Source organism: Ruegeria sp. CI5, from assembly GCF_056536885.1.
Map to the genome: position 1 here is coordinate 32,846 of NZ_JBQFQN010000008.1, position 25,266 is coordinate 58,111.

Genomic DNA, 25,266 nt, shown 5'->3' on the forward strand with positions numbered 1-25,266 from the left:
GCGGGATCACCCCGCCCTTTTTTCATTCCAGCAACGCGCGCGGCGTGACGAATTCGATCACCTGGCCGCCGTGCCAACCTATTCCGGACCAGTCCGACAGATCAAAACGAAGAACCGTGGTCGCACAGGTCGGATAGTCGAGGAACCGCGGGTGCTTCGGTGCAAACTGAGCAATACGTTCCGCGAATTCCGCGATCCCCGGATTGTGGCCCAGCAGCAGGACCGTTTGACCCGTTGCCCTGTACAGCGCCTGCCGGATCTGATCGGGCGAGGCATGATAGAGTTCGGAGAGGAACCGGATGTTGGACGCACTCAGCCCCATCCGAAGCCAGGTCTCACGCGTGCGTTCGGATGAAGAACTCAGGACCTCGTCTGGCAAGTACCCCTTGCGCCGCAGCCAATCGCCGATGGCGGAGGCGGAGGCTCGGCCGCGCTTGTTCAACGGTCGGTCATGATCGGGCAGGCCGGGATGGTCCCAACTGGATTTTGCGTGGCGGGTCAGGATAAGCGTGCAGGTCATTCCGGGTGAAAGGCTTTCATGTGATGGGCGGATTGCTCGGCCCGACGTCCGGCCCCCGCGCTGAGCGGACAGGCCAGCCGGGCCGCGCATCCCTGTGTCTTGCAGGCCTGACCAGGCGGAGTTCTCAAGTAGCCGTGGCAGGCGTCGACGTCGTAGAACGTCTTAGCGTTCAAGGCCCCAACCGGGCAGGCCGATGCGCAGGGCGCAGGGCAATTGATACATGGCGACCGGTTGTCTGCGACAGGAATGTCGAACTCGTGATCAAAATGCAGGGCTCCACGCAATGAAATCATCATTCCAACCGTGTCATGCACCAGCGCGCCCACCGGGCTTTGAAACGTACGTCCCGATTTCAACGCCCAATCTATGAATGGCGCATACGGGGGGCCGCCGAATGGATACCACGCCTGGGCGCGCAGGTTTTCTGCAAGAGTGCCGACCACTCGGAGCGACCAACGGTCGACCGGATCCGGCTTGCCGTCCAACCACTCGGCCGAAGCGGTGAGGACCGGCCAAAAGCTGCTGCCTGCCCCGAGCAGAATAAGCGTGCCACCATTTAATTGTTTGGCGCCACTTACGTGCGGGTGTTGCGCGCCCATAACGATCAGGCCCGCGGTCTCGGATGTGGCCACCACTTTATCATAGGTCACTTGCGCCGAAACGGCAGAGCGAGGCTCCACCCCAGCTTCGTCGGTCGATCGTCCTGCCATTCCAGCCCCACCGTCATGTCGTCGTGGCCGGCCTCGGGCTGTGCCACATACGTCCCCATCAAACGATCCCAGATGGATAATGCAAAGCCATAATTGCTGTCATGTTCCCTGCGCAGCACCGAATGGTGGACCCGGTGCATGTCCGGTGTGACCAGTATTCGGCGCATGGTGGCATCCACGGCGGAGGGCAGGCGGATGTTCGAATGGTTGAACAAAGCGGTGCCGTTCAGCAGGACTTCGAACAGGATGACCGCCAGCGCGCTGGGTCCCAGCAGGTAGACGAGACCGATCTTCAGACCCATCGACAAGGCGATTTCGACCGGATGAAAGCGAACGGCCGTGGTGACATCCATATCCCGGTCGGCGTGGTGCACACGATGAAGACGCCACAGGATCGGTACCTTGTGGGTGATCAGATGTTGCGCCCAGATGGCGAAATCCAGCACCAGGACACAAAAGGTGACCTCGACCCATTTGGGCCAGTCCAGAGTGTTGAAAACTCCGACGCCCAACCGGCCGGCATCCAAGGCCGCCCCGACCGCCAGCAAAGGGAACCCGATCGCCATCGCCCGCAGTGTCAGTGTGTTCAAAAGGGTGACCGACAGGTTGGTCAGCCAGCGGCGCGATCGAGGCACGCGTAGCGGGCGGCGCGGGGCAAGCCTTTCGGCCAACGCGAAGGTCAGAAACAGCGTCAGAAAGATGCCCAAGCGGATGATGAGTTCACGCTCCATGCATTCAAACCTAAGCATGTGAATGTGAACTGCAAGGGCGGGCTTGCTCGCTTCAGTCGGGGCGGATCAGAGACCCCGCACCATGTTCGGTGAACAATTCCAGCAGCACGGCATTGGGGGCACGGCCGTCCAGAATGACCACGGCGCGCACGCCGCTGTGCAGCGCGTCCAGCGCGGTTTCGGTCTTAGGGATCATACCGCCGGCAATGGTGCCGTCGCGGGTCATTTCCCGGATCTGGCCCGCCTTCAGTTCGGTCACGACCTCTCCGGCGGCGTTCTTGACGCCCGATACGTCGGTCAGCAGCAGCAGGCGGTCGGCCTTCAGCGCCGAGGCAATCGCTCCGGCAGCGGTATCACCGTTCACGTTGAACGTCTCGCCATTGCGGCCCGCTCCCAGCGGAGCGATCACCGGGATTACGTCGTGCGAGAACAGGTCGTGCAGGATCTTGGGGTTCATTTCGGCGGGCGTGCCGACATAGCCCAGCGACGCATCGGTCTGCTCACAGGTCATCAGGTTGGCATCCTTGCCCGACAGGCCGACGGCCGTTCCACCCTGGGCATTGATGGCCTGCACGATGCGCTTGTTGACCACGCCGGACAAAACCATCTCGACCACTTCGACCGTGGCGGCATCGGTGACGCGCTTGCCGTTCACGAAGTCCGACTGGATGTCCAGCTTGTCCAGCATCGCGTTGATCATCGGCCCGCCGCCATGCACGACCACCGGGTTCACGCCGACCTGACGCATCAGCACCACGTCGCGGGCAAAGCTCTCCATCGCTTCGTCGCTGCCCATGGCGTGCCCGCCCAGCTTGATCACGACGATCGCCCCGTCATAGCGCTGCAGATAGGGCAGGGCGCTGTTGAGCGTGGCGGCGGTGGCTATCCAATCCCGGTTCATGTCCTGTTTCTTCATGGCTGTCGTCCCTCTGGCCTTCCCTGTTAGGGCCTTTGGCCGGACCTGCCAAGCCCGGAACGGGCTGGCCACAGGTTTTGTTGCGTGGCGCGCCAAAAGGGGGACGCTGTCGCGCCACGCAGACGGGCGGCACCACAGGGGCACCGCCCGAAACGGTCAGTTGAATGCGCGCCGAACCGCGGGTATGTTGCTGAACACCAGCAGGTCGACGGCCAGCACCGCAAGCAGCGTCAGCCCGACCAGCGGAAAGGCCATGGCCGTGAACAGCCCGACCAGCACCGCGCCCTTCCACAAGGGCATCTCGGCCGGCATCGGCGGCGCCGCCAGACGGCTGGCGCCGGAGGGCCGCCGCTTGATCCACATGACCACGCCGGACACGCAGACAAAGATCACCGACAGGCAGAACACCACGTTCAGGACAAAGTTCCACAGACCCGCCAGACCCATATGCAGAGGAATGCCCACCGCCATTGCCTTGCCCATCAGCGAGTAGTCCTGAAACCGCACGTCGGCCAGGATCCTGCCGGTGTACTGGTCGATATGGACGGTGCGATCCTCGGTGGCGTCGGTCGAATCGCCGCTCATGCTGTCGCGGTTCAGGGTCCAGACGCCCGTGTCACCGTTGGGATAGGCGACGCGGAACCGGTTCTGCATGCCCAGGGACTCACCCAGCGCAACCATCGCATCGATATTGACCGGAACGCCCGCCGGTACCCCGGCCACGCCCGACTCCGAGCCCGAGGCCGGCATCGGCGTCTGTTCCAGCGCCCAGGGCACGTCGTTCTGGCTGCCGTGGTTCATGCTGGCATGCAAATCGTCCGACAGTGGGACGTCGTCCCATTTCTCGGCCGGAAAGCTGCTCCAGGCCTGTACGAATTTGCCGCCCCAGATCCCGGTCCAAGACATGCCCGAGATCAGGAACCCGACCAGCAGCAGCGACATCCAGAACCCGGTGACCGCGTGCAGCGATTTCCACAGGGCCCGGCCCCGCGCCCGCAGGTCAGGCAACAGGGCCGCCACAACGTTCCCGCGCGGCCACCACATGTAAAGGCCGGTAAACACCAGCAGCAGCGCCATCCCGGCCGCGATTTCCAGAATGCGATCGCCGGTATCGCCCATCAGCAGGGTGGAGTGGATGCTGTCGGCCAGATCGTACCACCCCGCGCGACGGTCCCAGACCTGGATCACCTCGCCGGAATACTGGTCGATCGCCACCATGCGCTGGCCGGTTTCGGCCTTGACTCGGAACACGGTTGCCAGATCCGGCGCCTTGGGGCCGATCCATTCGACCACGCGGCCCGGAACGCGGGCCTGCACTAGATCGGCCATTTCGGATGCGGGCATCGCCTGGCCCGTGATCTCGACCGCGATCTTTTCTCCGTCGCGGCCATCGGATTGGGTAATGAACATCATCATCAGGCCAGTCACCGCCAGGATGATCAGGAAGGGGACAACAAAAAGCCCCGCATAGAAGTGCCACCGCCAGGCGGCCCTATAGAATTTTTGCGCGTGCTCGCGCCGGGCCGCCTGCGCGATCCCGGTTTGGCTGTCTTGTGCCATTTCAGTCTCCAGAAATTCGGAACATCCCCGGCCGGTCGGCCGAGGTTTCAGGTCTTGTTCACGGTTTCAGGAGAGGTGGGGCGGACCCCGGGCATCATACCGGGCGTGGAATCCGGCGCTGCGATGGGTGAACTCCACATGCGCCCAACGCGCAGAAATCGGCCAGTCGGCGGGCAACACTGCGCCAGGTTCGGGCAATTGGGTTGCCAGACTCACTCCGCCATAGGGGCAGGCGCTGCGTTCGTCGGTGTTGTCGTGGTCCGGGGCCTCCTCGCCCGGGTTGATCCAGCGCTCGACCGGGCCATCGCCGGTGCAGATCACCATCAGGATCGCCCCGTCCGAGTTGCGCGTGGGCATCCAGCCCATCGGGATTGCACCGGATACCATCACGGCAACCAGCGTCAGCACCGATATGACGCGCATCAGCAGCATCATTCCAGATTGGCGATGATCGAACGCAGCGTCGGGATGCCGTCGCCCTTCTCGGACGAGGTCAGCACGATCTCGGGATAGGCAGCGGGGTGTTTGGACAGGGCGCCCCGCACCTGTTCCAGAATCTTTTCGCGGTCCTTGGCCTTGACCTTGTCGGCCTTGGTCATCACGCATTGAAAGGTCACGGCGCTGGTGTCCAGCAGCTTCATGATCTCGTCATCCACGGGTTTCACGCCGTGGCGGGAATCGATCAGCACGAAGGCCCGGCGCAGGGTCTGCCGCCCGCTCAGATACTGTTTTAGCAGGCGTTGCCATTTTTCGACCACTTTGACCGGCGCATTGGCATAGCCATAGCCGGGCAGGTCAACCAGATACAGGTCGGGGCCCTGAGTGAAGAAGTTGATCTCTTGCGTGCGGCCGGGCGTGTTCGAGGCGCGGGCCAACCCTTTGGTGCCGGTCAGAGCGTTGATCAGGCTGGACTTGCCCACGTTCGAGCGGCCGGCGAAACAGACCTCAAGCCGGTCGGGGGCGGGCAGGCCGTTCATGGCCACGACGCCCTTGACGAATTCGGACGGTCCGGCAAACAGCTTGCGGCCGGCCTCTTTTGCCTGCTCGTCGGGATCGGCCGCCAGAGGAAATGGCAGAGCTGTCATAGAACCTGCACCTTGTCTCCGGGGCGGATCGTGCCTTGGCGAATGACTTCGGCGTATACTCCGAAATCCTGATGGTCCCAGCTGCGCAGAGCGCCTAGCGTATCCGCGTCCCGCACTCCGGTGTCGGGGTTCGCAGTCGTTGCCATGCAGCGCGTAATCCGTTCGCGGACGTGAAATACGGCCTCGCCGATCTGCACATCCTTATCCAGCCAATCGAATTCTTCCCACAGAGGAAGGCCATCGAACCAGATGTTGCCACGCCAGCGGCAGATCGACAGTTCGCGGCCCAGACGCTGCTCGACCGCCCGGTGCGAGGCCATGTTGCACAGGCTGACCGAGGGATAGTCACTGTCGGTCATACCACGGCCAGGAACCCGGACGATCCGTGCCGATGCGGCGCGGTCGGCGGGCATCAGCGGGCGGACCCACTCCAGAAACAGGTCTTGTTCTGTGTCCGGGTGGAAGGTCAGATCGGGCCGATCCGGGTGGCTGAGGGTCACGAGATCCCCGTCCAGAACGGCAGATATCGCCATCAGCTGGGGCGCCTTCGAGCCGCGGCTGAAATTGGCGCAGGGCGCCCACTCGGATCCGTCGGCCTTGGACATCTCATGCGCCACCGCCCAAACGCGATCCCCGGGCATGGTCTGCCCGGGGATAACGGTGGCTTCCTGCAGGAGTTCCCTGCCATGGCTTTTGATCGGATGGCGCCAGATCTGCGTGACTTGTCCGGTCATTTCTTGTCCGTCTTGGGGGTTTTCTTGAACCCCGACTTGATGTTGCCAAACACATCCGGCGTATAGCCCTGGCTGCGCATGATCAGGTATTGCTGGGTGAACGTGATGGTGTTGTTCGCGATCCAGTAAACGACCAGCCCGCTGGCAAAGCTGCCCAGCATGAACATGAATACCCATGGCATCCAGGCAAAGATCATGGCCTGGGTCGCGTCGGTGGGCGCCGGGTTCAGCTTTTGCTGCAGCCACATCGAGATCCCCAGCAGCAGCGGCAGGATGCCGATGAAAATCGTCGCCATCAGTGTGCCCGGCTCAGGTCCGGCCCACGGCAGCCAGCCGAAGAAGTTGATGATCGAGGTCGGATCCGGCGCACTCAGGTCCCGGAAAGGACCGAACCAGGGGGCTTGCCGAAGTTCGATGGTGACGAAGATCACCTTGTAGAGAGAAAAGAAGATCGGGATCTGCATCAGGATCGGCAGACAGCCGGCGGCCGGGTTCACCTTTTCCTTCTTGTACAACTCCATCATGCCCTGCTGCATCTTCTGGCGGTCGTCGCCAGCAGCTTCTTTCAGGGCTTCCATCTGTGGCTGCAGTTCCTTCATCTTCGCCATCGAGACGTAGGATTTGAACGCCAGCGGGAACAGGATTGCCTTGATGATCAGGGTCAGCCCGATGATCGACCAACCCATGTTGCCGATCAGGGCGTTGATGTTGTGCAGCAGCCAGAAGATCGGCTTGGTCAGGAAGAAGAACCAACCCCAGTCAATGCTGTCGATAAACTTCTGAACGCCCTGGGCCTGATACTCGCGGATGGTTTCCCATTCCTTGGCCCCGGCAAACAGCCGGGTGGTAACCTCGGCGGATTCGCCGGGGGCAATCGTCATCGTCGGCAACACCGTTTCCGCCTGATAGATCTTCCGACGCGCGTCATATTTCGCGGCCGCCTTGAAAGCCGACCCCGGATCGGGGATCAGCGTGGTCATCCAATAGTGGTCGGTAAAGCCGATCCAGCCGTTTTCCTTGACCTGATAGACCTCGGCCTGCGCCCGTTCGTTGGGGTCGATGTCGAAATCGCGGACATCGCCATAGTCCACCTCGGACAGGGTCCCGTCAGCCATGCCGATCACACCTTCATGCAAGATGAAGAAGTTCTTCAACCCCGGCAGATCGCCATCCTCGCCGATGCCGTGGCGGGCCAGAATGCCGTATGGGGCCATTCCGACCTCGGCTCCGGTGCCGTTTTCGACGGATTGGGTCACGGTGAACATGTAATCCGCATCCACACCGATCGTGCGGCGGAATGTCAGGCCTGCGCCATTTTCCCATTTCAGGGTTACGGGGCTGTCTACAGACAGGGTCTCGCCCTGTTCCAGCGTCCAGATGGTATTCGGGCCCGGCACTTCCGAGCCAGCCAAACCGGCACCGGGCGCCCACCCGTAGAGGGCGTAGTAGGCCGAATTGGACCCAACGGGCGACAGCAGTTCGACGATCGGCGCGCCTTCGTCGATCGAGACCTTGTAGTCCTTCAGGTACAGTTCGTCGATCCGTCCACCCGAAAGCGACAGGCTACCCGACAGACGCGGCGTGTCGATTTGAATCCGCGGCGCGGTGGCTTCCGGCAGGGTTTCCTCTGCGGTGGCGGTTGCCTCGCCGACGGTCGTGCTTCCGGCGCTGGGCGTCTGAATCTCTTCCCCCTCCGAGGCGCTGATTTCAGCCTGCTCAGGTGTTGTGGTCGGTTCCGGTGGGGGGAACAGCACAAACCAGACCAGGATCACAAGGAAACTAAGCGCGGTTGCAAGGATGAGATTCTTGTTCTGATCGTCCATCTGGGACAGCCACCTTGAGCAGTGAAAGACACCGCAGGGTTCAACAGAGTGCAGCCCAAAAGGTCAAGCGGAATCGCCCCGGAAATCGTGAGTGTAGGGCAATCCAGTCCCCGAAATCAGGATTTCCGGCCCATTTCGCGGCCAATCCGCGGTGCGCCTTCCAGTTTAGCGCGGCGGTCCTTTATCCAGTCGAGCGTATGCTCGACCGGCATCGGCTTGCCGATCCCAAAGCCTTGCACATGGTGACACCCCAATTGCGCCATCAGCGCGTGCTCGCCGGGGGTTTCCACCCCCTCGGCCAGGGTTTCAAGGTTCAACCTCTCGGCCATCATCAGAATGGCGCTGACCATTTGCTGCTGGGACGGATCCCGGTCCGCATTGGACACGAAAGACCGGTCGATCTTGATGCGGGAGACATCAAAGCGTTTGATCGACGAAAATGATGCGTGACCAGTGCCGAAATCGTCCAGATCGATGCAACAGCCCAGCTTGGACAACTGGGTCACGTTGCGTGTGATGACATCATCGGGGCGGCGCGAAAAAACGGTTTCAAGGATTTCCACGGCCAGCCGGTCCGGCGAAAGGTCGAACTGGTCCAACTCCCATCGCACCCGGTCAACAAGTGAGGGGTCCCGCAATTCGTCCGACGAAAAGTTGATGCCGATCCGAGGAATGACGGCACCAGCGCAGTCCCAGTCACGCATCGCGCGAAAGGCGTGGTGGCGGATCGTCTGGCCCAGCTTGTCCATCAGCTTGGCCTGTTCGGCAAAAGGCAGAAACACCTGCGGCCCGACAACTCCCTTGGAAGGGTGCTCCCACCGAGCAAGGGCCTCAAACCCGGTGATGTCGCCGGTGTCCGTTGAAATCTGTGGCTGAAACCATGGGCGGATCTGACCGGTTTCCAGAGCGGTCTCCAACTCCTTGCGGAAATTGATATGGGCGACTGATCTGCGTCGCGTGGCCTCGGAGTAGGCGCGGATCGTGGAAGGCCCGTTCCGCTGTGCTTCGGCCAGCGCGGCCCGAGCAGCCTCGATCCAGCCGTCCGGCGCTTCATCGGCAACGGCAGAGTACAGGCAAAATCCAGCAGAGCAGGACAGATAGAGGCTGGCATTGTCCAAAGGGATCGGTTCCTCCACCGTGCTTTGTATGCGGCCCGAGGTTTGGATGCAGCTTTCTAGGTCCAGATGCCGTGAGGGCCGCAACCCGATCAGGAACGTGTTTCTAGATAGGCGTGTTGCAATATCCTCGCTTCGGATCACCGCCAGAATGCGGTCGCAGAAGCGCCCTGCCACATAGTCGGCTGCTGCAGTGCCGTGCAGTTCTTCGACATCGTCGAAATCATCCAGTGACACAACGATGCAGGCTGAATCCTCTCCGGTTGCCCGCGATGTGTTGTGCAGGTACTCCATCTCGGCGCAGAAAACATCACGTGGTAACAGTCCCCTGGGCCGCATGTGCGTCGCCGAACCAAGACCTGCACCCGGTTGAAGCCGTTGGGCAGCCGAAAACAAGAGAGGCAATCCCAGGGCAACAACAACCAACGCAGTCTCGCCGCCAAGCCAGAAAGCAGCCAGGCATGATGCGGGTACAAATGCCAGTACCTGCGGCATTGCGAGAACGGTCAGCAGAGCATTTTGAAATCTCTGGAGTGAGAACCTTTTCAGCATCGATTCCGGCCTTCCAATTGGGCGAACTGCGTCCAATCGGAGGCTAGGAAATCATTCTGAGTCAGACGTTAACGCAGAAGCGGAATTTCATCCGAATTTTCGCCGTTTTTGCCGGGGTCCAGCATCAGGCCTGCGAAATCGAACAGCTTGGGATCCAGCAAGTGCGAGGGCCGGGCATTGGTCAGCGCGCGGAACATCACCTGCCGCCGGCCGGGGCTGTTCTTTTCCCATTGGTCCAGAATCTGTTTGACCTGCTGGCGTTGCAGGCCGTCCTGACTGCCGCACAGGTCGCAGGGGATGATCGGATAGTTCATCGCCTTGGCGAATTTCTCGCAGTCGGCCTCGGCGACATGGGCCAGCGGGCGACAGACGAACAGGTCGCCTTCTTCGTTCACCAGTTTCGGCGGCATGGTCGCCAGACGGCCGCCGTGGAACAGGTTCATGAAGAAGGTTTCTAGGATGTCATCGCGGTGATGCCCCAGCACCACGGCCGAGCACCCTTCCTCGCGCGCGATCCGGTACAGGTTGCCGCGGCGCAGACGCGAGCACAGCGCGCAATAGGTGCGCCCCTGCGGCACCTTGTCGACCACGATGGAATAGGTGTCCTGATACTCGATCCGGTGCGGCACGCCCATGCGTTCCAGAAACTCGGGCAGCACGGTGGCCGGAAAGCCCGGCTGCCCCTGATCCAGATTGCAGGCCAGCAGGTCCACGGGCAGCAGGCCGCGCCATTTCAACTCGTACAGAACGGCCAGCAGGGTATAGCTGTCCTTGCCGCCGGACAGGCAGACCAGCCAGCGCGGCGGCTTGCCATCCTTGTCGTGGGCCGACGGGTCAACCATGCCGTATTGCTCGATCGCCTCGCGCGTCTGGCGCACGATGCGTTTGCGCAGTTTCTTGAACTCGGTGGTCGAGGGCGCACCGGCAAACAGCGGATGGATATCGTCGGCTTCGTCGAACATGCGCAGCCCCTACCGCAGATACGCCGACCGGGCAAGGCCCGCCTAGCCGGCCAGCCGGCCCAGCAGGGTGTCAGTGTCCAGCCCCGAGACTGATCCGGGTATGCGCCCGCTTTCGCCCAGAACCCGCGAGGCAATGTATCCATCGGCCACCGCACCGGGCGCCTGGCGCAACAGCAGTGCGGCGGTCAGCAGATGCGCGGTGGCCTCGGCGAACCAGCGGGCCTCGGCCTCGGGGGGCAGGGTCGGCCAACGGTCGCGATGCGCCTTCAGGGCGGCGTCATAACGGCGGTCGGCTCCGGTTGCCGCGTCCAGTTCGGCCTGCACGGTCTGGGCGGCCAGCGGGTCGCGCGCAAGGCTGCGCAGAATGTCCAGGCAGATCACGTTGCCAGACCCCTCCCAGATGCCGTTCAGGGGCGCTTCGCGATAGATCATCGGCATCGGCGTGTCCTCGACATAGCCCATGCCGCCCAGCACCTCCATCGCCTCGACCGCCACGACGGGGCAGCGTTTGTTCGACAGGAACTTGGCCAGCGCCACCCCGATCCGGGCAAAGGCGCGGTCTTCGGCGGTGTTTCCGTCAAAGGCGCGGGCCACGCGCAGGCCCAGGGTCAGCGCGCCTTCCCAGTCCAGCACCAGATCGGCCAGAACGGCGCGCATCAGAGGCTGGTCGATCAGGCGGCGCTGAAAGGCGCTGCGGTGGCTGACCCAGTGATGCGCCTCGGACAGGGCCGCGCGCATCAGGCCGGCGGGTGCCATCGCGGTGTCGAGCCGGGTGTGATGCACCATTTCGATGATCGTGCGCACGCCGGCCCCCTCATCCCCCAGCTGATAGGCCAGCGCGTCATGGAACTCGACCTCGGACGAGGCATTGGCGCGGTTGCCCAGCTTGTCCTTGAGGCGCATCAGATGGATGGCGTTGCGCTCGCCTTCCAGCCATCGGGGCAGCAGAAAACAGGTCAGCCCGCCCGGCGCCTGCGCCAGCGTGAGGAACCCGTCGGACATCGGGGCCGAGCAGAACCATTTGTGGCCGCGCAGCCGCCAGGCATCGCCGTCGCGGGTGGCGGTGGTGGTATTGGCGCGCACGTCCGAGCCGCCCTGTTTTTCGGTCATCGCCATGCCCAAGGTCGCCGAGCGTTTTTCTCCGATCGGGCGGGGGGCTGGGTCATAAGTGTCGGCGGTCAGTTTCGGGCGCCAGATTTCGGCCAGTTCGGGATTGGCGGCCAGCGCCGGCACGGCGGCATAGGTCATGGTCAGCGGGCAGCAATGGCCCGACTCGACCTGGCTGGCCAGATAGACCATCGCGGCATGGGTGGCGTGACCGCCCGGCGCTCCGTCCCAGGCAAGTGCGGCATAGCCGGCCGATTGGCTCAGATCCATCATGTGATGATAGGCCGGGTGGAACCGCACCTCGTCCAGACGGCGGCCGCCCCGGTCGAACAGGCAGAGTTCGGGCGGGTGCAGGTTGGCGTCGCGCCCGGCGTCGCGCGTTTCGGCTCGGCCCAGAGCGGCCCCGTAGGCGGCCAGCGGGGCCGCCCGTGCCCCGGCGCGCGTGGCGCAATCGCGCAGAACCGGATCAGAGGCCCACAGGTCAACGTCGCCGTGCTCGGGCGGTTGGTTCGTCACCTCATGCGTGGGCAGAGACTGGCGGGCGTTGGATCTGGACATGGGCGCCTCGGAGAGTTGTTGCTGAAACCGATGTTCAGCGGCGCACCCCCCTTGGGTCAAGCGTGACGGGGTGTCAGATCAGGGCGCGTCGGGGGTGTCGTCGGGCACCGGGTCATAGCCGTCGCCGCCCCAGGGATGGCAGCGCCCGATGCGGCGCGCGGCCAGCCATGCGCCCTTGATCGGGCCGTGCTTTTCCAGCGCTTCCAGCGCATAGGCCGAGCAGGTCGGCTGATAGCGGCAGTTGAACCCCACCCACGGGCTGAAGATCAGCCGGTAAGCCCGGACGGGCAGCGCGAGGATATGGGCAAGCAGGGTCATTTGCGCGGGCTGTGGATCTTGCGCAGGGCCTGGCGCAGATCGTCCAGCAGGGCGTCAAAAGGGCGGGCGGCGGTCACCTCGGCCCGTCCGATCAGGACATAGTCCCACCCGTCCCGGCCGTGGTCCGGCAGAACGGCGCGGGCCGCCTCGCGCAGGCGGCGCTTGGCCCGGTTGCGGGCTACGGCATTGCCGACCTTTTTTGAGCAGGTGAATCCGACACGAATGCCCTCGGCCTCATCCGGGGCGCGCTTGCGGGCCTGCACCATCATGGAAGGCGTGCCCTGTCTGCGCGCCCGTGCGGCCCTGAGGAAATCGCTGCGCTTGCGCAGCACCGACAGGGCAGGCGCGCAAACGGACGCCGCCGGGGGCATATCCCCGGGGTGGTCAGTGCCATCCACAGGGGCCTCCGGCGGCGTCATGTTCAAAACCTGAAAGGTCGCGCGGTTTATGCGCTCAGCGACTTGCGGCCGCGGGCACGGCGTGCGTTCAGGATCTTGCGGCCGGCCTTGGTGGCCATGCGCGCGCGGAAACCGTGGCGGCGTTTGCGAACCAGGTTCGAAGGCTGATAGGTGCGTTTCATCGCTCCGTCTCCAATCTTTGGCGGTCGGGTGCGGCGCGGATTCGCCTGCCCGTGGTGTTCGAAGCCCGTCCTCTACTGGGAACCGGCGGGCAAGTCAAACCCCATCGCATGGGTTTTCGTGCCTTTTGCAACAATTCTGTCGGGCGACCGGGCAAAAGTTTCAGAATCAGCCCGAGGATGGCGGATTTCTCACATTGAACCGGTGCGTGTTCAACCCGGCGTGAGGACCCTGTTGCACAGAGGGTCAAGTGCGCATCTTGTGGGGCAGATGAAGCATTCGAACCCGGACGACGAAATGACCGAAACCACCCAGGTGTCGCGCAGCGGGCTGGCACGACATATTCCCCTGATCGTGATCCTGACGGTTGCCGTCGTCGGCTTTTTTGCGCTGGGCGACTACCTGACCTTTGAAACCCTACGCGACAATCGCGAGGCGCTGTTGGCCTGGCGCGATGCCAATTACTGGTCGTTGGCGGGCGTTTTCATCCTGGTTTACGTCCTGATCGTCACCTTTTCTTTGCCCGGTGCGGCCGTGGCCTCGATGACGGGCGGGTTCCTGTTCGGGCTGTTCGCGGGCACCGTGTTCAACGTATTTGCCGCAACCGTGGGGGCCTCGGCGATCTTTCTGGCGGCCCGTTGGGGGTTGGGTGAGACGTTGACGGCGCGGCTGGAGGCTTCGGAAGGCACCGTCAAGCGAATCAAGGACGGGTTGCGCGAGAACGAGATCCCGGTGCTGTTCCTAATGCGGCTGGTGCCGATGGTGCCGTTCTTTGTCGCCAATCTGGTGCCGGCGCTGGTGGGGGTAAAGTTCCGGAACTTTCTGCTGACCACGGCGCTGGGCATCATTCCGGGCGGCATCGTCTATACTTGGATCGGCGTCGGTCTGGGTGGCGTGTTCGACCGGGGCGAGACGCCGGACCTGTCGCTGCTGACCGAGCCTTTCGTGATCGGCCCGATCCTGGGGCTGTGTGCGCTGGCGGCTTTGCCTATTCTCCTCAAACTCATTCGCGGCCGAAGGGGCCTTTGATCCATGCAAGAGCTCAAGACCGACATCCTGGTAATCGGGGCCGGGTCGGGCGGCCTGTCGGTGGCTGCCGGGGCCAGCCAGATGGGCGCCGACGTGATCCTGCTGGAAGGGCATAAGATGGGTGGCGACTGCCTGAACTATGGCTGCGTCCCGTCCAAGGCCCTGCTGGCCAGCGCCAAGCTGGCCCATGCGCAGAGCCATGCCGCGCCGTTCGGCGTTGCCGACCACGCGCCGCAGGTGGACTATGCCGCCGCCAAGGATCATGTGCGGGACGTGATCGCGCAGATTGAGCCCATGGACAGCCAGGAACGGTTCGAAGGTTTCGGCGTGCGCGTCATTCGCGACTGGGGGACCTTTCTGTCGCCCAGGCAGGTTCAGGCCGGCGATTTCGTCATCACCGCCCGTCGCGTGGTGCTGGCCACGGGCTCGTCCCCGCTGGTGCCGCCGATCCCGGGGCTGGATGGCGTGCCGTTTGAGACCAACGAGACCATCTTCGACCTGCGCGACAAGCCCGACCACCTGCTGATCATCGGCGGGGGACCCATCGGCATGGAAATGGCGCAGGCCCATGTCCGGCTGGGCTGCAAGGTGACGGTGATCGAAGGCGCGCGGGCGCTGGGCAAGGATGACCCCGAGGCGGCCGCAGTGGTATTGGAGGCTCTGCGCGCCGAAGGGGTCGAAATTCTGGAACATGCAATGGTGGCCCGGGTGCGCGGGAAGGCCGGGGCGGTCGAGGTCGTCACCGAGGACGGCGCGGTCCATGCGGGCTCACACCTGCTGCTGGCGGTGGGACGCAAGGCCAACATCGACCGACTGAACCTGCAGGCTGCCGGCATCGACCAGACGCGCACGGGCATCAAGGTGGATGACAGCCTGCGCACCACCAACCGAAAGGTCTATGCGATCGGCGACGTCGCGGGCGGGCTGCAGTTCACCCATGTGGCGGGGTATCACGCCGGGGTCATCATCCGTTCGGCCCTGTTCGGGCTGCCGTCCAAGGCCAGGACGGTGCACATCCCCTGGGCGACCTATACCGACCCCGAACTGGCCCAGGTCGGCCTGACCGAGGCGCAGGCGCGCGACCGCCACGGCGACAGGGTCGAGATCGCCCGGTTCGACTACGCCCATAACGATCGCGCCGTGGCCGAGCGCAAAACGACCGGGTTCATCAAGGTCATGGTCGTCAAGGGGCGCCCGGTGGGGGCCACAATCGTGGGTCATCAGGCGGGCGAACTGATCAACTTGTGGTCTCTGGCGCTGGCCAATAACCTGAAGATGAGCCAGATCGCGGCGATGGTGTCGCCCTATCCCACGATCGGAGAGCTTAACAAACGGGTGGCGGGCGCCTATTTCTCGCCAAGACTGTTTGAGAATCAGATGGTTGAACGAGTGGTCAGGCTGGTCCAGCGCTGGATCCCCTGATCGGGAAAGGAGCGCCACTTGAACTCGCTGTCGGGTCGTTTCCTGATCTTGACGACGGTCTTCGTGATGTTGGCCGAGGTACTGATCTTCGTGCCGTCGATCGCGCGCTTCCGAGAGGATTTTCTTCTGAACCGGCTGGAACGCGCCCAGATCGCCTCGCTCGCGCTGCTGGCAGACGACATGCTGGCCGACGAGCTGGAGGCCGAGCTTTTGGCCAATGCCGGGGTCTACAACGTGGTGCTGCGCCGGGACGAGGTGCGCCAGCTGATGCTGTCTTCCCCTATCCCAGACCAGGTCGCCAAGACCTATGATCTGCGAGACGCCGGGCCCTGGGTTCTCATTCGGGACGCGATGATCCGTTTCTTCACGCCCGAGAACCAGGTCATTCGCGTCATCGGGCAGCCTGTGCGGGATGCGGGTCTGCTTATCGAAGTCACCATGGACAGCGCGCCCCTGCGTATGGCGATGATCGACTATGGCTTGCGCATCCTCGGCCTGTCCTTTGTCATCTCGATCATCACGGCGTTTTTCCTGTTCCTCGCGGTGCGGGTGGTTCTGGTGCGCCCGATCAAAAGCGTGGTGGGCTACATGCAGCGTTACGCCCGTGCACCCGAGGATGCGCGCGGCATCATCTCGCCCCAATCCAAGGTGACCGAACTGCGCGAGGCTGAAGAAGCCCTGCAGATGCTGCAGACCGACCTGACGCAGGCCCTGAAACAGCGCGAGAGGCTGGCTCAGCTGGGTGGCGCGGTGGCCAAGGTCAGCCACGATCTGCGCAACATCCTGACCTCGGCCCAGCTGTTCACTGACCGGATCGAAGCCAGCGACGACCCGCTGGTCCGACGGATGGCGCCCAAGCTGGTCAACTCGATCACCCGGGCGGTGTCCCTGTGCGAAAGTACGCTGGCCTTCGGGCGGGCCGAAGAGCCCGCGCCCACCCTGACCAAGGTGCGGTTGCGCGATATCGCTGCCGACGTAGCGTCCAGCGAGGCTCTGGCCGTAGACGGCGGCTGTATCGAAATCGCCAACGACGTTCCCGAAGACTTGGTCGTTCGGGCCGATCCGGAACAGATGTTCCGGGTCATCATGAACCTTGTGCGCAACGCACGCCAAGCACTGATGACATCCGGCCAACCAGGAAAAATCACGATTTCGGCCTGCGAAGATCAGGACGCATGGGTCATCGAGGTTCGAGATACCGGCCCCGGTTTGCCGCCACGAGCGCAGGAGAATCTGTTCACGCCGTTTCAGGGTGGTGTGCGCAAAGGTGGCTCGGGCTTGGGTCTGGCGATTTCGCAGGAACTGGTGCGCGGCCACGGGGGAGAATTGGTGCTGACCAGCACCGGCCCCGAGGGCACGGTCTTTGAAATAAGGCTCCCACGGGGGGAGATGGGTTTTTGAATTATTTTTGAAGAATCGGGTTGCACGTCCCGAACGCCGGGTCTAAATACCGCCTCACCAACGCGGACCGATAGCTCAGCTGGATAGAGTACTTGACTACGAATCAAGGGGTCGGGGGTTCGAATCCTCCTCGGTCCGCCACTGGTAACTCCCGAAAAACAGTGTTTTCGTCAGTATGGCCCATGTGGTGAATCCGAGGTGTTCTGTCTCAAGACAACTTCGAGGCAACCGCGCTGGGTTTAATGGGGTGTTTCACCCCATTCCATATGGTCCGCCTTCCTGTAGTTCGCCGAATGCCGCCCAAACCTCGTGGCAGGCGCGTTCGAACGCCACATCATCTTTTGGGATGCTGGCCTTGAAATTGGGGTAAGACATATGGTTGCCCAAGTTCATCAGCACAGTCACGAGGTGGTTGCGCGGTATGAATGCCCGGTAACGGTAATCGCCGCCCGGTGTTTCGATCACCTGACCGTCCATGCCATAGTCGCGCAGCAATTCGGCGTCCTGTGCGCGGCGAAACCGCAGGCAGACGCGGGATCCCATGTGCGGCCCGCTGGTGTTGCCGTCTTCATCCTTGGCAACTGCTGAGAAAAAGCCCGAACCCTCGGGCGTCGAGAATGCTACCCACATCTGCAGGTCCTCCTATTTTTGGGAAAGGGCGCGCGGTCTATCAGAAAAAATACGGGGTCGTCAAATCGAGGGGGCTTCCGCGCTGGGTTGCTTGGCCTGGAGGCGCAAACCGAGACCTCAAAATCCGGCAGTGGATACGTGGTGGTTGGAGGCTATTCGTACCCATCCAGTTTTGCCTTAATCGCCTACTGTTGCAGCGATCGTTCTGACAGCGGTGGCTGACATCGTTGAGCTGCTGTGCTGAACAGACGCTCATACCGATGGTTCCTTTGTGGGCCGGTTCGGGCCATTTGTACTTGCCGGCCGCGTTGGTGGCTTCGTCCGCAGAGCGGCCATTGGTGGACGATGCGGCGAAGAGTTGCTTTGCCCGGCGGGCTATGATTTTGGCGGCCACAGAGTTTCAATACTGCGGCGAACTGGTGGTTGGACGAGCCGAGGGGCAGGGAAGGGTTGGCTGGCTCAGTATCCGGTGCCTACCCTATGCCCACAGCCAGACTTACTCCAACTTGACCCAAGCCGCGTTTCTGGACGAGCTTTGCACACAAGCGGCTACAAATTTGACGCCGTCTAGCCCGTCGTGCACGGTTGGGTAAACAACGGACGCCTGAGGTGAAATCCCATTTCGGAAAGCCTGGATCGCCTCAGCAGCCTCTCCGTAAATATTGGCGAACCCTTCAAGATATCCTTCGGGATGGCCCGGAGGAACTCTGCTCAAGCGATTGGCAGCGTCACCAGCTCCAGCGCCATTGCGGGTGATCAGACGCTTTGGTTCGTTGTAGGGCGTGAACCAGAGATAGTTCGGGTCTTCCTGAGCCCACTCCAGCCCACCTTTTTCGCCGTAGACCCGCAACCGAAGTGCGTTTTCGTTGCCGGGAGCCACCTGAGAGGACCACAGCATACCCCGTGCTCCGCCTTCGAAGCGAAGCAAGACATGTGCGTTGTCATCGACTTGGCGCCCCGGCACGAAAGCTTGCAGATCCGCCGCAAGGCTTTCCGCCCTCAGCCCGGTCACAAAACAAGCGAGGTTGTAGGCATGGGTTCCGATGTCACCGGTTGATCCGCCCGCGCCGGAGCGTTCGGGATCGGTTCGCCACTCCGCCTGTTTGAAATCCTGCTGCTCGGTCAGCCAGTCCTGCGGGTATTCAACCTGGACGACGCGGATTTTGCCAATATCGCCGTTGGCAACCATTTCACGCGCCTGCCGAACCATTGGGTAGCCCGTGTAGTTGTGGGTCAGTATGAACAGGGCATTCGCGCTTTCCGCCGCTTTGACCAGTTTTTTTGCATCGGCAAGGGTCGAGGTGAGTGGCTTGTCACAAATGACGTGAATCCCACGTTTCAGGAATTCACGCGCGGCGGCATAGTGGACGTGATTTGGCGTGACGATTGAGACCGCCTCGATCCCGGATTTGAGCCTGGCTTCCCGGATCGCCATTTGTTTGAAGTCTTCATAGACCCGTTCGAGACCCAATGCCCGGCCGCTTTCAATGGATTTTTCGGGCGTCGAAGACAAAGCGCCGGCAACCAGTTCGAACCTGTCATCCAATCGCGCCGCTATGCGATGAACGCCGCCTATGAAGGCGTCATTTCCGCCGCCGACCATGCCAAGCCGAATGCGACCCGAGGCTTCTTCACTGCGTCCAGTAACCATTATTCGATCCCCAGCATTTTGCGATTGGCGGCTTCGTCAGTGCCACCGTCCGCGAAATCATCAAAGGCTTTCTCGGTCACACGGATGATGTGATCCGACACAAACTGAGCGCCCTCACGCGCTCCATCCTCGGGGTGTTTGAGACAGCATTCCCATTCGACCACAGCCCAGCCATCAAAGTCGTTCGCCGCCATTTTTGAGAACACTGCCCCGAAATCCACCTGGCCATCACCAAGCGACCGGAACCGGCCGGCACGATCCACCCAGCTTTGGTATCCTGAATAAACCCCTTGCCGCCCGGTCGGGTTGAACTCGGCATCTTTGACATGGAACATCCGGATCCGATCCTTGTAGATGTCGATATTGTCCAGATAGTCGAGGCATTGCAGTACGTAGTGCGACGGGTCGTACAACATGCAAGCCCTTGGGTGATTGCCTGTCCGTTCGAGGAACATCTCGTAGGTCACGCCGTCGTGGAGGTCCTCTCCGGGGTGAATTTCATAGCAGACATCAACGCCGCATTCCTCGGCGTGATCAAGGATTGGCACCCAACGGCGGGCGAGTTCATCAAATGCCGTTTCGATCAAGCCGGCAGGGCGCTGCGGCCAGGGATAGACGTAGGGCCAGGCCAACGCGCCCGAGAATGTCGCATGCGCCGAAATGCCCAGGTTCTTCGAAGCGGACAATGCTTTTTTAACCTGGTCTACGGCCCATTCTTGCCGGGCTTTCGGGTTTCCTCTGACTCTCTCGGCGGCAAAGCCATCAAAGGCGCTGTCATAGGCCGGGTGAACGGCCACAAGCTGACCCTGAAGGTGCGTTGACAGTTCAGTGACTTCGACGCCATTTTCCTTGGCTTTGCCTTTGAAGTCATCGCAGTAACCGGTGCTGGACGCGGCCTGTTCAAGGTCGAACAACCGGCCATCCCAACTGGGAACCTGGACGCCCTTGTATCCACAGTCAGCCGCCCATTTGGTAATCGCGTCCCACGAATTGAACGGTGCTTCGTCCCCTGCGAATTGTGCAAGAAACAATGCTGGACCTTTGATCGTTTTCATAAGTTTCCTCCCCAAAACCTAAGCCGCTATGGCGGTAAATTTTCCCTCAGATAGATGTCGATACGGATACGTTCCTGCGCTTTGTTGAATGGGACTTTGTCCGAAGTCGCACGCAGAAGACGGACGGCTGAACGAACAATGTGCCCGGTGTCTTGCGAGATCAGGGCGTCAAACGTGCCAAGCCTCAGAGCCTCTCGACTAAGCGGAGTCAACTCATGCGCTATGATCACCAGATCCTTGCTGAGCTTGTTTTCCGAAAGGAACTGAATAAGGCCGGCATTGCCCGCTGCTGACGAGTATATTCCGACCAGATCCGGATAGGTTTCGAAGATCTCGGGCATCATCTTGTAAATCAGATCCGGGTCATCCCGGCCCTCAACAGACGCCACGACCTCGAGATGCGGAAACTCCTCGGCCACAACAAGATCAAAGCCCTGGCGACGCTCGAGGTGGTCACGTGCCAAACGAGAGCCAGTCAGAACCAGGACCTTGCCTTCCCGATGCACGAACCGTCCCATCAATTGACCGGCGGTTCGTCCTGCGGAAACGTTGTCAATTCCTACAAAGTGGTCTCGCTCGGAACTCGGCAGGTCAGACACCAAGGCAACCACCGGAACCCCTTTGTCCTTGAGCCGTCTCACCGCATCGCGAACAGAAGGCGTTTCGGGTCCGAAAACGGCAACCCCATCAACATCCAAACTGTCGACAGCATCCAGAATGTTGACGATATCCTGCGGTTCAAACGGAGCGACCCTTTTGATCGTGATGCGAGTCCGCTCGATAAACTGGTCACGGGATTGCTCTGCGATCTGGTTGCTGATCGCCTCCACAAATTCGTTGTCGGTGTCCGGCAGAACAAAAAGGAAATTGTAAACCCGGTTTCGTGCGAGGTTTGCCGCGGCGGTGTCGCGCACATACCCCAGTTCATCAATTGCCTTTTGTACTTTCTGAACGGTTACTGCGCGCACGCCGGGGCGCCTATTCAAGACCCGGTCCACAGTCGCAAGACTGACACCCGCAACCCGCGCGATGTCATTGACGGTTGGCTTCTTCACCAATTCTAGTTTTTGTTTTTGGTCTGCCACGTGTTCCTCAGCCCTCAAGCTCCCGCGCCAAGCCCTCGAACAACAAGGCAACGGCCTCAGCGCCGGGATCGTTATGTCCAACTAGGTTTTCTTCGGGAACATAAGCTGCTCGGCCCGCCTTCGCACGGCGAATTTTGGCCGTATTGTTCGCTCCTTCGCGGGCGGCATGTGCGGCATGGGTCAACCCCGATGGGAGAGCGGCAAGCGCGGGTGCCAAGGCGTCAATCATAGTTCTGTCGCCGACCTTGGCGCCTCCGACTTGGCTGACGCGTTTCAGGCCTTCTTCCAGGGATTTGGCTACGGTTGCCCCATTGGCACATGCGTCACCAGCTGCATTGAAGAAAATTGCTAGTATCACACCGGAGGAGCCACCCATGGTTTGGCTCAATTCATTGCCCAACGCCGGGAACAGCTGAGTCAAATCAGCGAGCGGCATGCGGTCAAGGCTGCCTTGCAGCGCTCTTGCGGCCGTCGCCAATGTGCTTCCTGTGTCGCCATCACCGGATTTCGCGTCCAGTTCGTTCAGATTCTTCTCAGCGTTGATGAGGAGTTCAGACAAGCGCGAGATCGTTTCCCTTGTGGTGGGATTGTTCGAAGGAATTGGATCGATCGGCGTCAGGCCGTCAGGCAATGGTGCCACTTTGATCGGGTCGATGGAATTGATCCCGGGCCACGCGGCCAGATCAACAGGTGCTTCAAGAGCTGACAAATCGGCCTGATCCACGGGTAGAATGGAAACAGAAAACCCGTGCATATCTAGCGATGTCATCATGGGGGCCGGACCGATGATATGGTGGGCAATACCGGTTTCGGACAAGGCGTGCGTTAGGACAGCCATTTCCAGCGGAGTCGTGGAACCGAGGTTGTTGACCAACGCCACACATTCCCCGGCCCCAAGCCGTTGCCTCAGCTTCTCCACCACTGTGGACATGGCCGATACGGCATTTGAGAATTCGACTTGCTGCACACCCGGCTCGCCATGGATGCCCAAACCAAGTTCCGCTTTGCCGGGTGCGATCCTGTCTTCTTTCGGAGATCCCGGAACGGTACAGGTGTCCAGGCTCATTCCGATGCTGACAACCTTTTCGATGGTGCTTCTGGCTGCTTTGGCAACGGTGTCCAGGTCAGCACCGCTTTCCGCAAGCGCTCCGGCGATTTTGTGCACGAACAACGTGCCTGCCACGCCGCGTGGTTGCGGCAGGTCGGGCAGGGCGATGTCGTCGTCGACGACCACCATCTCAACCTTGCGGCCCAATGCACGGGCGCGTTCAGCGGCCAGCCCAAAGTTCAGCCGGTCACCGGTATAATTCTTGACGATCAGCAAGCACCCTGCCTCACCCGTGACCGCAAGAATGCCCGCCAGAACCGCCTCGACCGACGGGGACGCAAACACTTCGCCGCAGACTGCGGCCGTCAGCATACCGGCGCCAACAAAGCCCGCATGGGCGGGTTCGTGACCTGACCCTCCACCGGACACCAACGCCACCTTCGACTTGTCCCAATCCGACCTGTAGACAACTTTGATATGCGGGTAGCCGTCCAGCCGGGTAAGCCTCCCTCCAGAGGAGGCCAGAAGACCGTCTATGGCATCTGTTACCAGAGTTTCTTTTGTGTTGAGGAACTGGGCCATGCTTTGCTCCTTAATTCACCCGCGCGCCGGACGCGTCAAAATACAATGGGTTACGGGGGCGGATTTTTATTATTTTTCCAGACGGATAGTCCTGGTGGACATCTATCAACGTCACGACCGGGTGACCGTTTAGGTCCAGGTGCAGCCGTGTTTGATCGCCCAGGTGCTCGGCGCGTATCACGCGCGCCTCACTGCCTTCACCTTCAACGATGTTTTCCGGGCGAAGACCAATCTGCGGGCCTTTGTGGTTGCCTCCGAACAACTCGGACGGCAGGATGTTTATCCGTGGCAGACCCAACCTGCTGGCCACGTAAACGCTGCCGGGATTTTCGTAGATATCGCGGGGAGTACCGTATTGAACCAGCCTGCCGTTTTCCAACACGCCGATATGCGTCGCCATTGTCATGGCCTCCACCTGATCATGGGTCACATAGAGCAAGGTTGACCCAAGGTCGGCCTGAATTCTTTTCAGTTCGACCCGCAAATCCGCCCGAAGCTTGGCATCCAAAGAGCTGAGCGGTTCGTCCATCAGGAATATCTGGGGGTCGCGCACCAGCGCCCGTCCGATCGACACTCGCTGCATTTCGCCGCCGGACAATTCGGTGGCTTTGTTGTCCAGCTTGTGCGGGATCTGCAGGATCTCCGAGACTTCGTTGACCTTCCTGGCGATCTCATCCTCTGGTGTCTTCAGGATCGGCGACCGCAGAGGGAAAGACAGGTTTTCACGCACTGTCATATGCGGGTACAGCGAGTATTGCTGGAATACCATCGCCACGTCGCGCTGGGCGGGTGTATCCATCCCGACGTCGCGCCCGGCAATGCGAACTGTGCCTGAATCCAGCTTCTCAAGCCCGGATATCAATCTCAGCGTTGTTGTTTTTCCCGCACCCGTCGGACCCAACAACACCACGAAGGCACCGTTGGGGATCGTCATTGAGATATCATCCACCGCTTTGATGTCGCCGAATGACTTCGAAATGTTTTCCAGAACGACTTCAGCCATTGCTCAGTACCTCGTCGTTCAGTGCGGACCTCAACGCGCGTCCGGTAGAATTTTCGAAAAGGGTCACTGCGGATGAGCGGAATTCCAATCCAACCGTCTCGCCGGGATTGACGGTTTCGCGTGCATCAATCCGGGCTTTCAACTCTCCGTTCGGGCTTTGCAGTGTCACGATCTGGGTGGTTCCAAGATATTCTGCGGCCAGGACCTTGGCTCGGTAGGCGCTGGCATCCGACAGAAAAACATGCTCGGGTCGAACGCCGAAAACCAAGTCACCTTCCGCACCTTCCATCAGTTTGGGTACGGCTTCGTCATGGCCATTCAGCCGTACCACTTCCGAGCCGGGCGCGACCTTTCCTTGAAACGGCAGGAAGTTCATCGAAGGCGATCCGATAAAATCCGCAACGAACATTGTGGCCGGTTTGTCGTAGATTTCCTGCGGCGTGCCGAATTGCTCGATCACAGCGTTGTTCATCACAACGATCTTGTCGCCCATTTGCATGGCTTCCAACTGATCGTGCGTGACGTAAACAGTGGTTGCGCCCATGCGATCATGAAGCGCACGCAACTCTTCGGCCATGTGCTCGCGAAATTCGGCATCCAAAGCGCCCAACGGCTCGTCCATCATGAACGCCTTGGGTTCGCGAACAATCGCGCGCCCCAGCGCCACGCGTTGCCTGTCGCCACCTGAAAGGCCGCCTACCGGGCTATCGAGGATGTCCTTGATCCCTAGTATTCCCGCGACTTCCTCTACTTTGGCTTTGACAGCAGCGCGCGGCATGCCCTGCGATATCAGGGGGTAGCTGATGTTCTTGCGCACGTTCATGTGCGGATACAGCGCGAACATCTGGAACACGAAGGCAATGTCCCGCTCTGATGGCGGCCGCTGGCTGATCTCTTCGCCGTCCAGATAGATTTCGCCCGACGTTGGAAGCTCCAATCCCGCGATCATCCGCAGCGTCGTCGTTTTCCCGCAACCGGATGGCCCCAGCAGCATGAAAAACTCGCCGTCTTCAATCGTGAACGAGCTTTCGCGGACAGCCGTGAAATCGCCGAACATCTTCTTTACGTTTTTGACTACGATCTGGGCCATT

25 protein-coding genes and 1 tRNA gene are annotated in these 25,266 nt (G+C 61.3%); 4 read left to right on the forward strand and 22 right to left on the reverse strand.

Annotation, left to right across the window (positions count from 1 at the left end; all coding sequences use genetic code 11):
- Positions 1-22: 22 nt before the first annotated feature.
- From ACR0BA_RS17755 to rpmH, 15 genes are all read right to left on the reverse strand, one after another.
- The gene (locus ACR0BA_RS17755) at positions 23-520 is read right to left on the reverse strand and encodes a SixA phosphatase family protein (protein ID WP_170361664.1); all 498 of its coding nucleotides are present in this window, start codon (positions 518-520) and stop codon (positions 23-25) included.
- Entirely contained in the window at positions 517-1,230 is a 714-nt protein-coding gene (locus ACR0BA_RS17760) for a ferredoxin (RefSeq protein WP_480729222.1), read from the reverse strand. Before ACR0BA_RS17760 ends, ACR0BA_RS17755 begins: the two co-directional genes overlap by 4 nt.
- Positions 1,167-1,961, reverse strand: coding sequence for a sterol desaturase family protein (locus tag ACR0BA_RS17765; RefSeq protein WP_480729223.1), 795 nt, complete (start codon positions 1,959-1,961; stop codon positions 1,167-1,169). Before ACR0BA_RS17765 ends, ACR0BA_RS17760 begins: the two co-directional genes overlap by 64 nt.
- Positions 1,962-2,013: 52 nt before the next feature.
- The gene (gene argB / locus ACR0BA_RS17770; protein ID WP_170361663.1) at positions 2,014-2,877 is read right to left on the reverse strand and encodes an acetylglutamate kinase; all 864 of its coding nucleotides are present in this window, start codon (positions 2,875-2,877) and stop codon (positions 2,014-2,016) included.
- 156 nt (positions 2,878-3,033) lie between these two features.
- Positions 3,034-4,437, reverse strand: a complete 1,404-nt coding sequence (locus ACR0BA_RS17775) for a PepSY-associated TM helix domain-containing protein (protein WP_480729224.1) — start codon at positions 4,435-4,437, stop codon at positions 3,034-3,036.
- Positions 4,438-4,503: 66 nt separating this feature from the next.
- Complete coding sequence (locus ACR0BA_RS17780) at positions 4,504-4,860, reverse strand: DUF2946 family protein (RefSeq protein WP_480729225.1); 357 nt, start codon at positions 4,858-4,860, stop codon at positions 4,504-4,506.
- Positions 4,861-4,868: 8 nt separating this feature from the next.
- On the reverse strand, positions 4,869-5,522 hold the full coding sequence (yihA, locus tag ACR0BA_RS17785) for a ribosome biogenesis GTP-binding protein YihA/YsxC (protein WP_480729226.1): 654 nt from the start codon (positions 5,520-5,522) through the stop codon (positions 4,869-4,871).
- Positions 5,519-6,256, reverse strand: a complete 738-nt coding sequence (locus ACR0BA_RS17790) for an MOSC domain-containing protein (protein WP_480729228.1) — start codon at positions 6,254-6,256, stop codon at positions 5,519-5,521. The genes yihA and ACR0BA_RS17790 overlap by 4 nt, the downstream gene beginning before the upstream one ends.
- Positions 6,253-8,079: a membrane protein insertase YidC gene (gene yidC / locus ACR0BA_RS17795; protein WP_480729230.1), complete on the reverse strand. Its 1,827-nt coding sequence runs from the start codon at positions 8,077-8,079 to the stop codon at positions 6,253-6,255. The genes ACR0BA_RS17790 and yidC overlap by 4 nt, the downstream gene beginning before the upstream one ends.
- 116 nt (positions 8,080-8,195) lie before the next feature.
- Complete coding sequence (locus ACR0BA_RS17800; protein WP_480729231.1) at positions 8,196-9,533, reverse strand: putative bifunctional diguanylate cyclase/phosphodiesterase; 1,338 nt, start codon at positions 9,531-9,533, stop codon at positions 8,196-8,198.
- Between the two features lie 281 nt (positions 9,534-9,814).
- Positions 9,815-10,708: a tRNA 2-thiocytidine(32) synthetase TtcA gene (gene ttcA, locus ACR0BA_RS17805; RefSeq protein ID WP_480729233.1), complete on the reverse strand. Its 894-nt coding sequence runs from the start codon at positions 10,706-10,708 to the stop codon at positions 9,815-9,817.
- 42 nt (positions 10,709-10,750) lie between these two features.
- Positions 10,751-12,373: an acyl-CoA dehydrogenase family protein gene (locus ACR0BA_RS17810; protein WP_480729234.1), complete on the reverse strand. Its 1,623-nt coding sequence runs from the start codon at positions 12,371-12,373 to the stop codon at positions 10,751-10,753.
- Between the two features lie 78 nt (positions 12,374-12,451).
- Positions 12,452-12,691: a membrane protein insertion efficiency factor YidD gene (gene yidD / locus ACR0BA_RS17815; RefSeq protein ID WP_170366389.1), complete on the reverse strand. Its 240-nt coding sequence runs from the start codon at positions 12,689-12,691 to the stop codon at positions 12,452-12,454.
- Complete coding sequence (rnpA, locus tag ACR0BA_RS17820; protein WP_170342922.1) at positions 12,688-13,110, reverse strand: ribonuclease P protein component; 423 nt, start codon at positions 13,108-13,110, stop codon at positions 12,688-12,690. The genes yidD and rnpA overlap by 4 nt, the downstream gene beginning before the upstream one ends.
- Positions 13,111-13,136: 26 nt before the next feature.
- Complete coding sequence (gene rpmH / locus ACR0BA_RS17825) at positions 13,137-13,271, reverse strand: 50S ribosomal protein L34 (protein WP_005980833.1); 135 nt, start codon at positions 13,269-13,271, stop codon at positions 13,137-13,139.
- A 295-nt stretch (positions 13,272-13,566) separates the two neighbouring features.
- On the opposite strand from rpmH, the gene ACR0BA_RS17830 reads away from it, so the two are divergent.
- The 4 genes from ACR0BA_RS17830 to ACR0BA_RS17845 all read left to right on the forward strand — a co-directional run bounded on the left by ACR0BA_RS17830 (position 13,567) and on the right by ACR0BA_RS17845 (position 17,262).
- Positions 13,567-14,298: a TVP38/TMEM64 family protein gene (locus ACR0BA_RS17830; protein WP_480729235.1), complete on the forward strand. Its 732-nt coding sequence runs from the start codon at positions 13,567-13,569 to the stop codon at positions 14,296-14,298.
- Between the two features lie 3 nt (positions 14,299-14,301).
- Entirely contained in the window at positions 14,302-15,720 is a 1,419-nt protein-coding gene (locus tag ACR0BA_RS17835; protein ID WP_480729237.1) for a dihydrolipoyl dehydrogenase family protein, read from the forward strand.
- A gap of 18 nt (positions 15,721-15,738) precedes the next feature.
- Positions 15,739-17,121, forward strand: a complete 1,383-nt coding sequence (locus tag ACR0BA_RS17840) for a sensor histidine kinase (RefSeq protein WP_480729239.1) — start codon at positions 15,739-15,741, stop codon at positions 17,119-17,121.
- A gap of 64 nt (positions 17,122-17,185) precedes the next feature.
- Positions 17,186-17,262: transfer RNA gene (locus ACR0BA_RS17845), tRNA-Arg, on the forward strand.
- Positions 17,263-17,373: 111 nt separating this feature from the next.
- On the opposite strand, the gene ACR0BA_RS17850 is transcribed toward ACR0BA_RS17845, so the two are convergent.
- From ACR0BA_RS17850 to ACR0BA_RS17880, 7 genes are all read right to left on the reverse strand, one after another.
- Positions 17,374-17,751: a hypothetical protein gene (locus ACR0BA_RS17850; RefSeq protein WP_170342917.1), complete on the reverse strand. Its 378-nt coding sequence runs from the start codon at positions 17,749-17,751 to the stop codon at positions 17,374-17,376.
- A 496-nt stretch (positions 17,752-18,247) separates the two neighbouring features.
- A complete protein-coding gene (locus tag ACR0BA_RS17855; protein WP_480729241.1) occupies positions 18,248-19,402 on the reverse strand; it encodes a Gfo/Idh/MocA family protein in 1,155 nt (384 codons plus the stop codon).
- Positions 19,402-20,457: a sugar phosphate isomerase/epimerase family protein gene (locus ACR0BA_RS17860; RefSeq protein WP_480729243.1), complete on the reverse strand. Its 1,056-nt coding sequence runs from the start codon at positions 20,455-20,457 to the stop codon at positions 19,402-19,404. The genes ACR0BA_RS17855 and ACR0BA_RS17860 overlap by 1 nt, the downstream gene beginning before the upstream one ends.
- A gap of 26 nt (positions 20,458-20,483) precedes the next feature.
- Positions 20,484-21,542 carry a LacI family DNA-binding transcriptional regulator gene (locus ACR0BA_RS17865; RefSeq protein ID WP_170343496.1) on the reverse strand — a complete coding sequence of 353 codons (1,059 nt, stop codon included), beginning with the start codon at positions 21,540-21,542 and terminating at the stop codon, positions 20,484-20,486.
- 7 nt (positions 21,543-21,549) lie between these two features.
- A complete protein-coding gene (locus ACR0BA_RS17870) occupies positions 21,550-23,172 on the reverse strand; it encodes a dihydroxyacetone kinase subunit DhaK (RefSeq protein ID WP_480729245.1) in 1,623 nt (540 codons plus the stop codon).
- Between the two features lie 10 nt (positions 23,173-23,182).
- A complete protein-coding gene (locus ACR0BA_RS17875; RefSeq protein ID WP_480729247.1) occupies positions 23,183-24,175 on the reverse strand; it encodes an ABC transporter ATP-binding protein in 993 nt (330 codons plus the stop codon).
- A complete protein-coding gene (locus ACR0BA_RS17880; protein WP_480729249.1) occupies positions 24,168-25,265 on the reverse strand; it encodes an ABC transporter ATP-binding protein in 1,098 nt (365 codons plus the stop codon). The genes ACR0BA_RS17875 and ACR0BA_RS17880 overlap by 8 nt, the downstream gene beginning before the upstream one ends.
- Position 25,266: the final 1 nt, after the last annotated feature.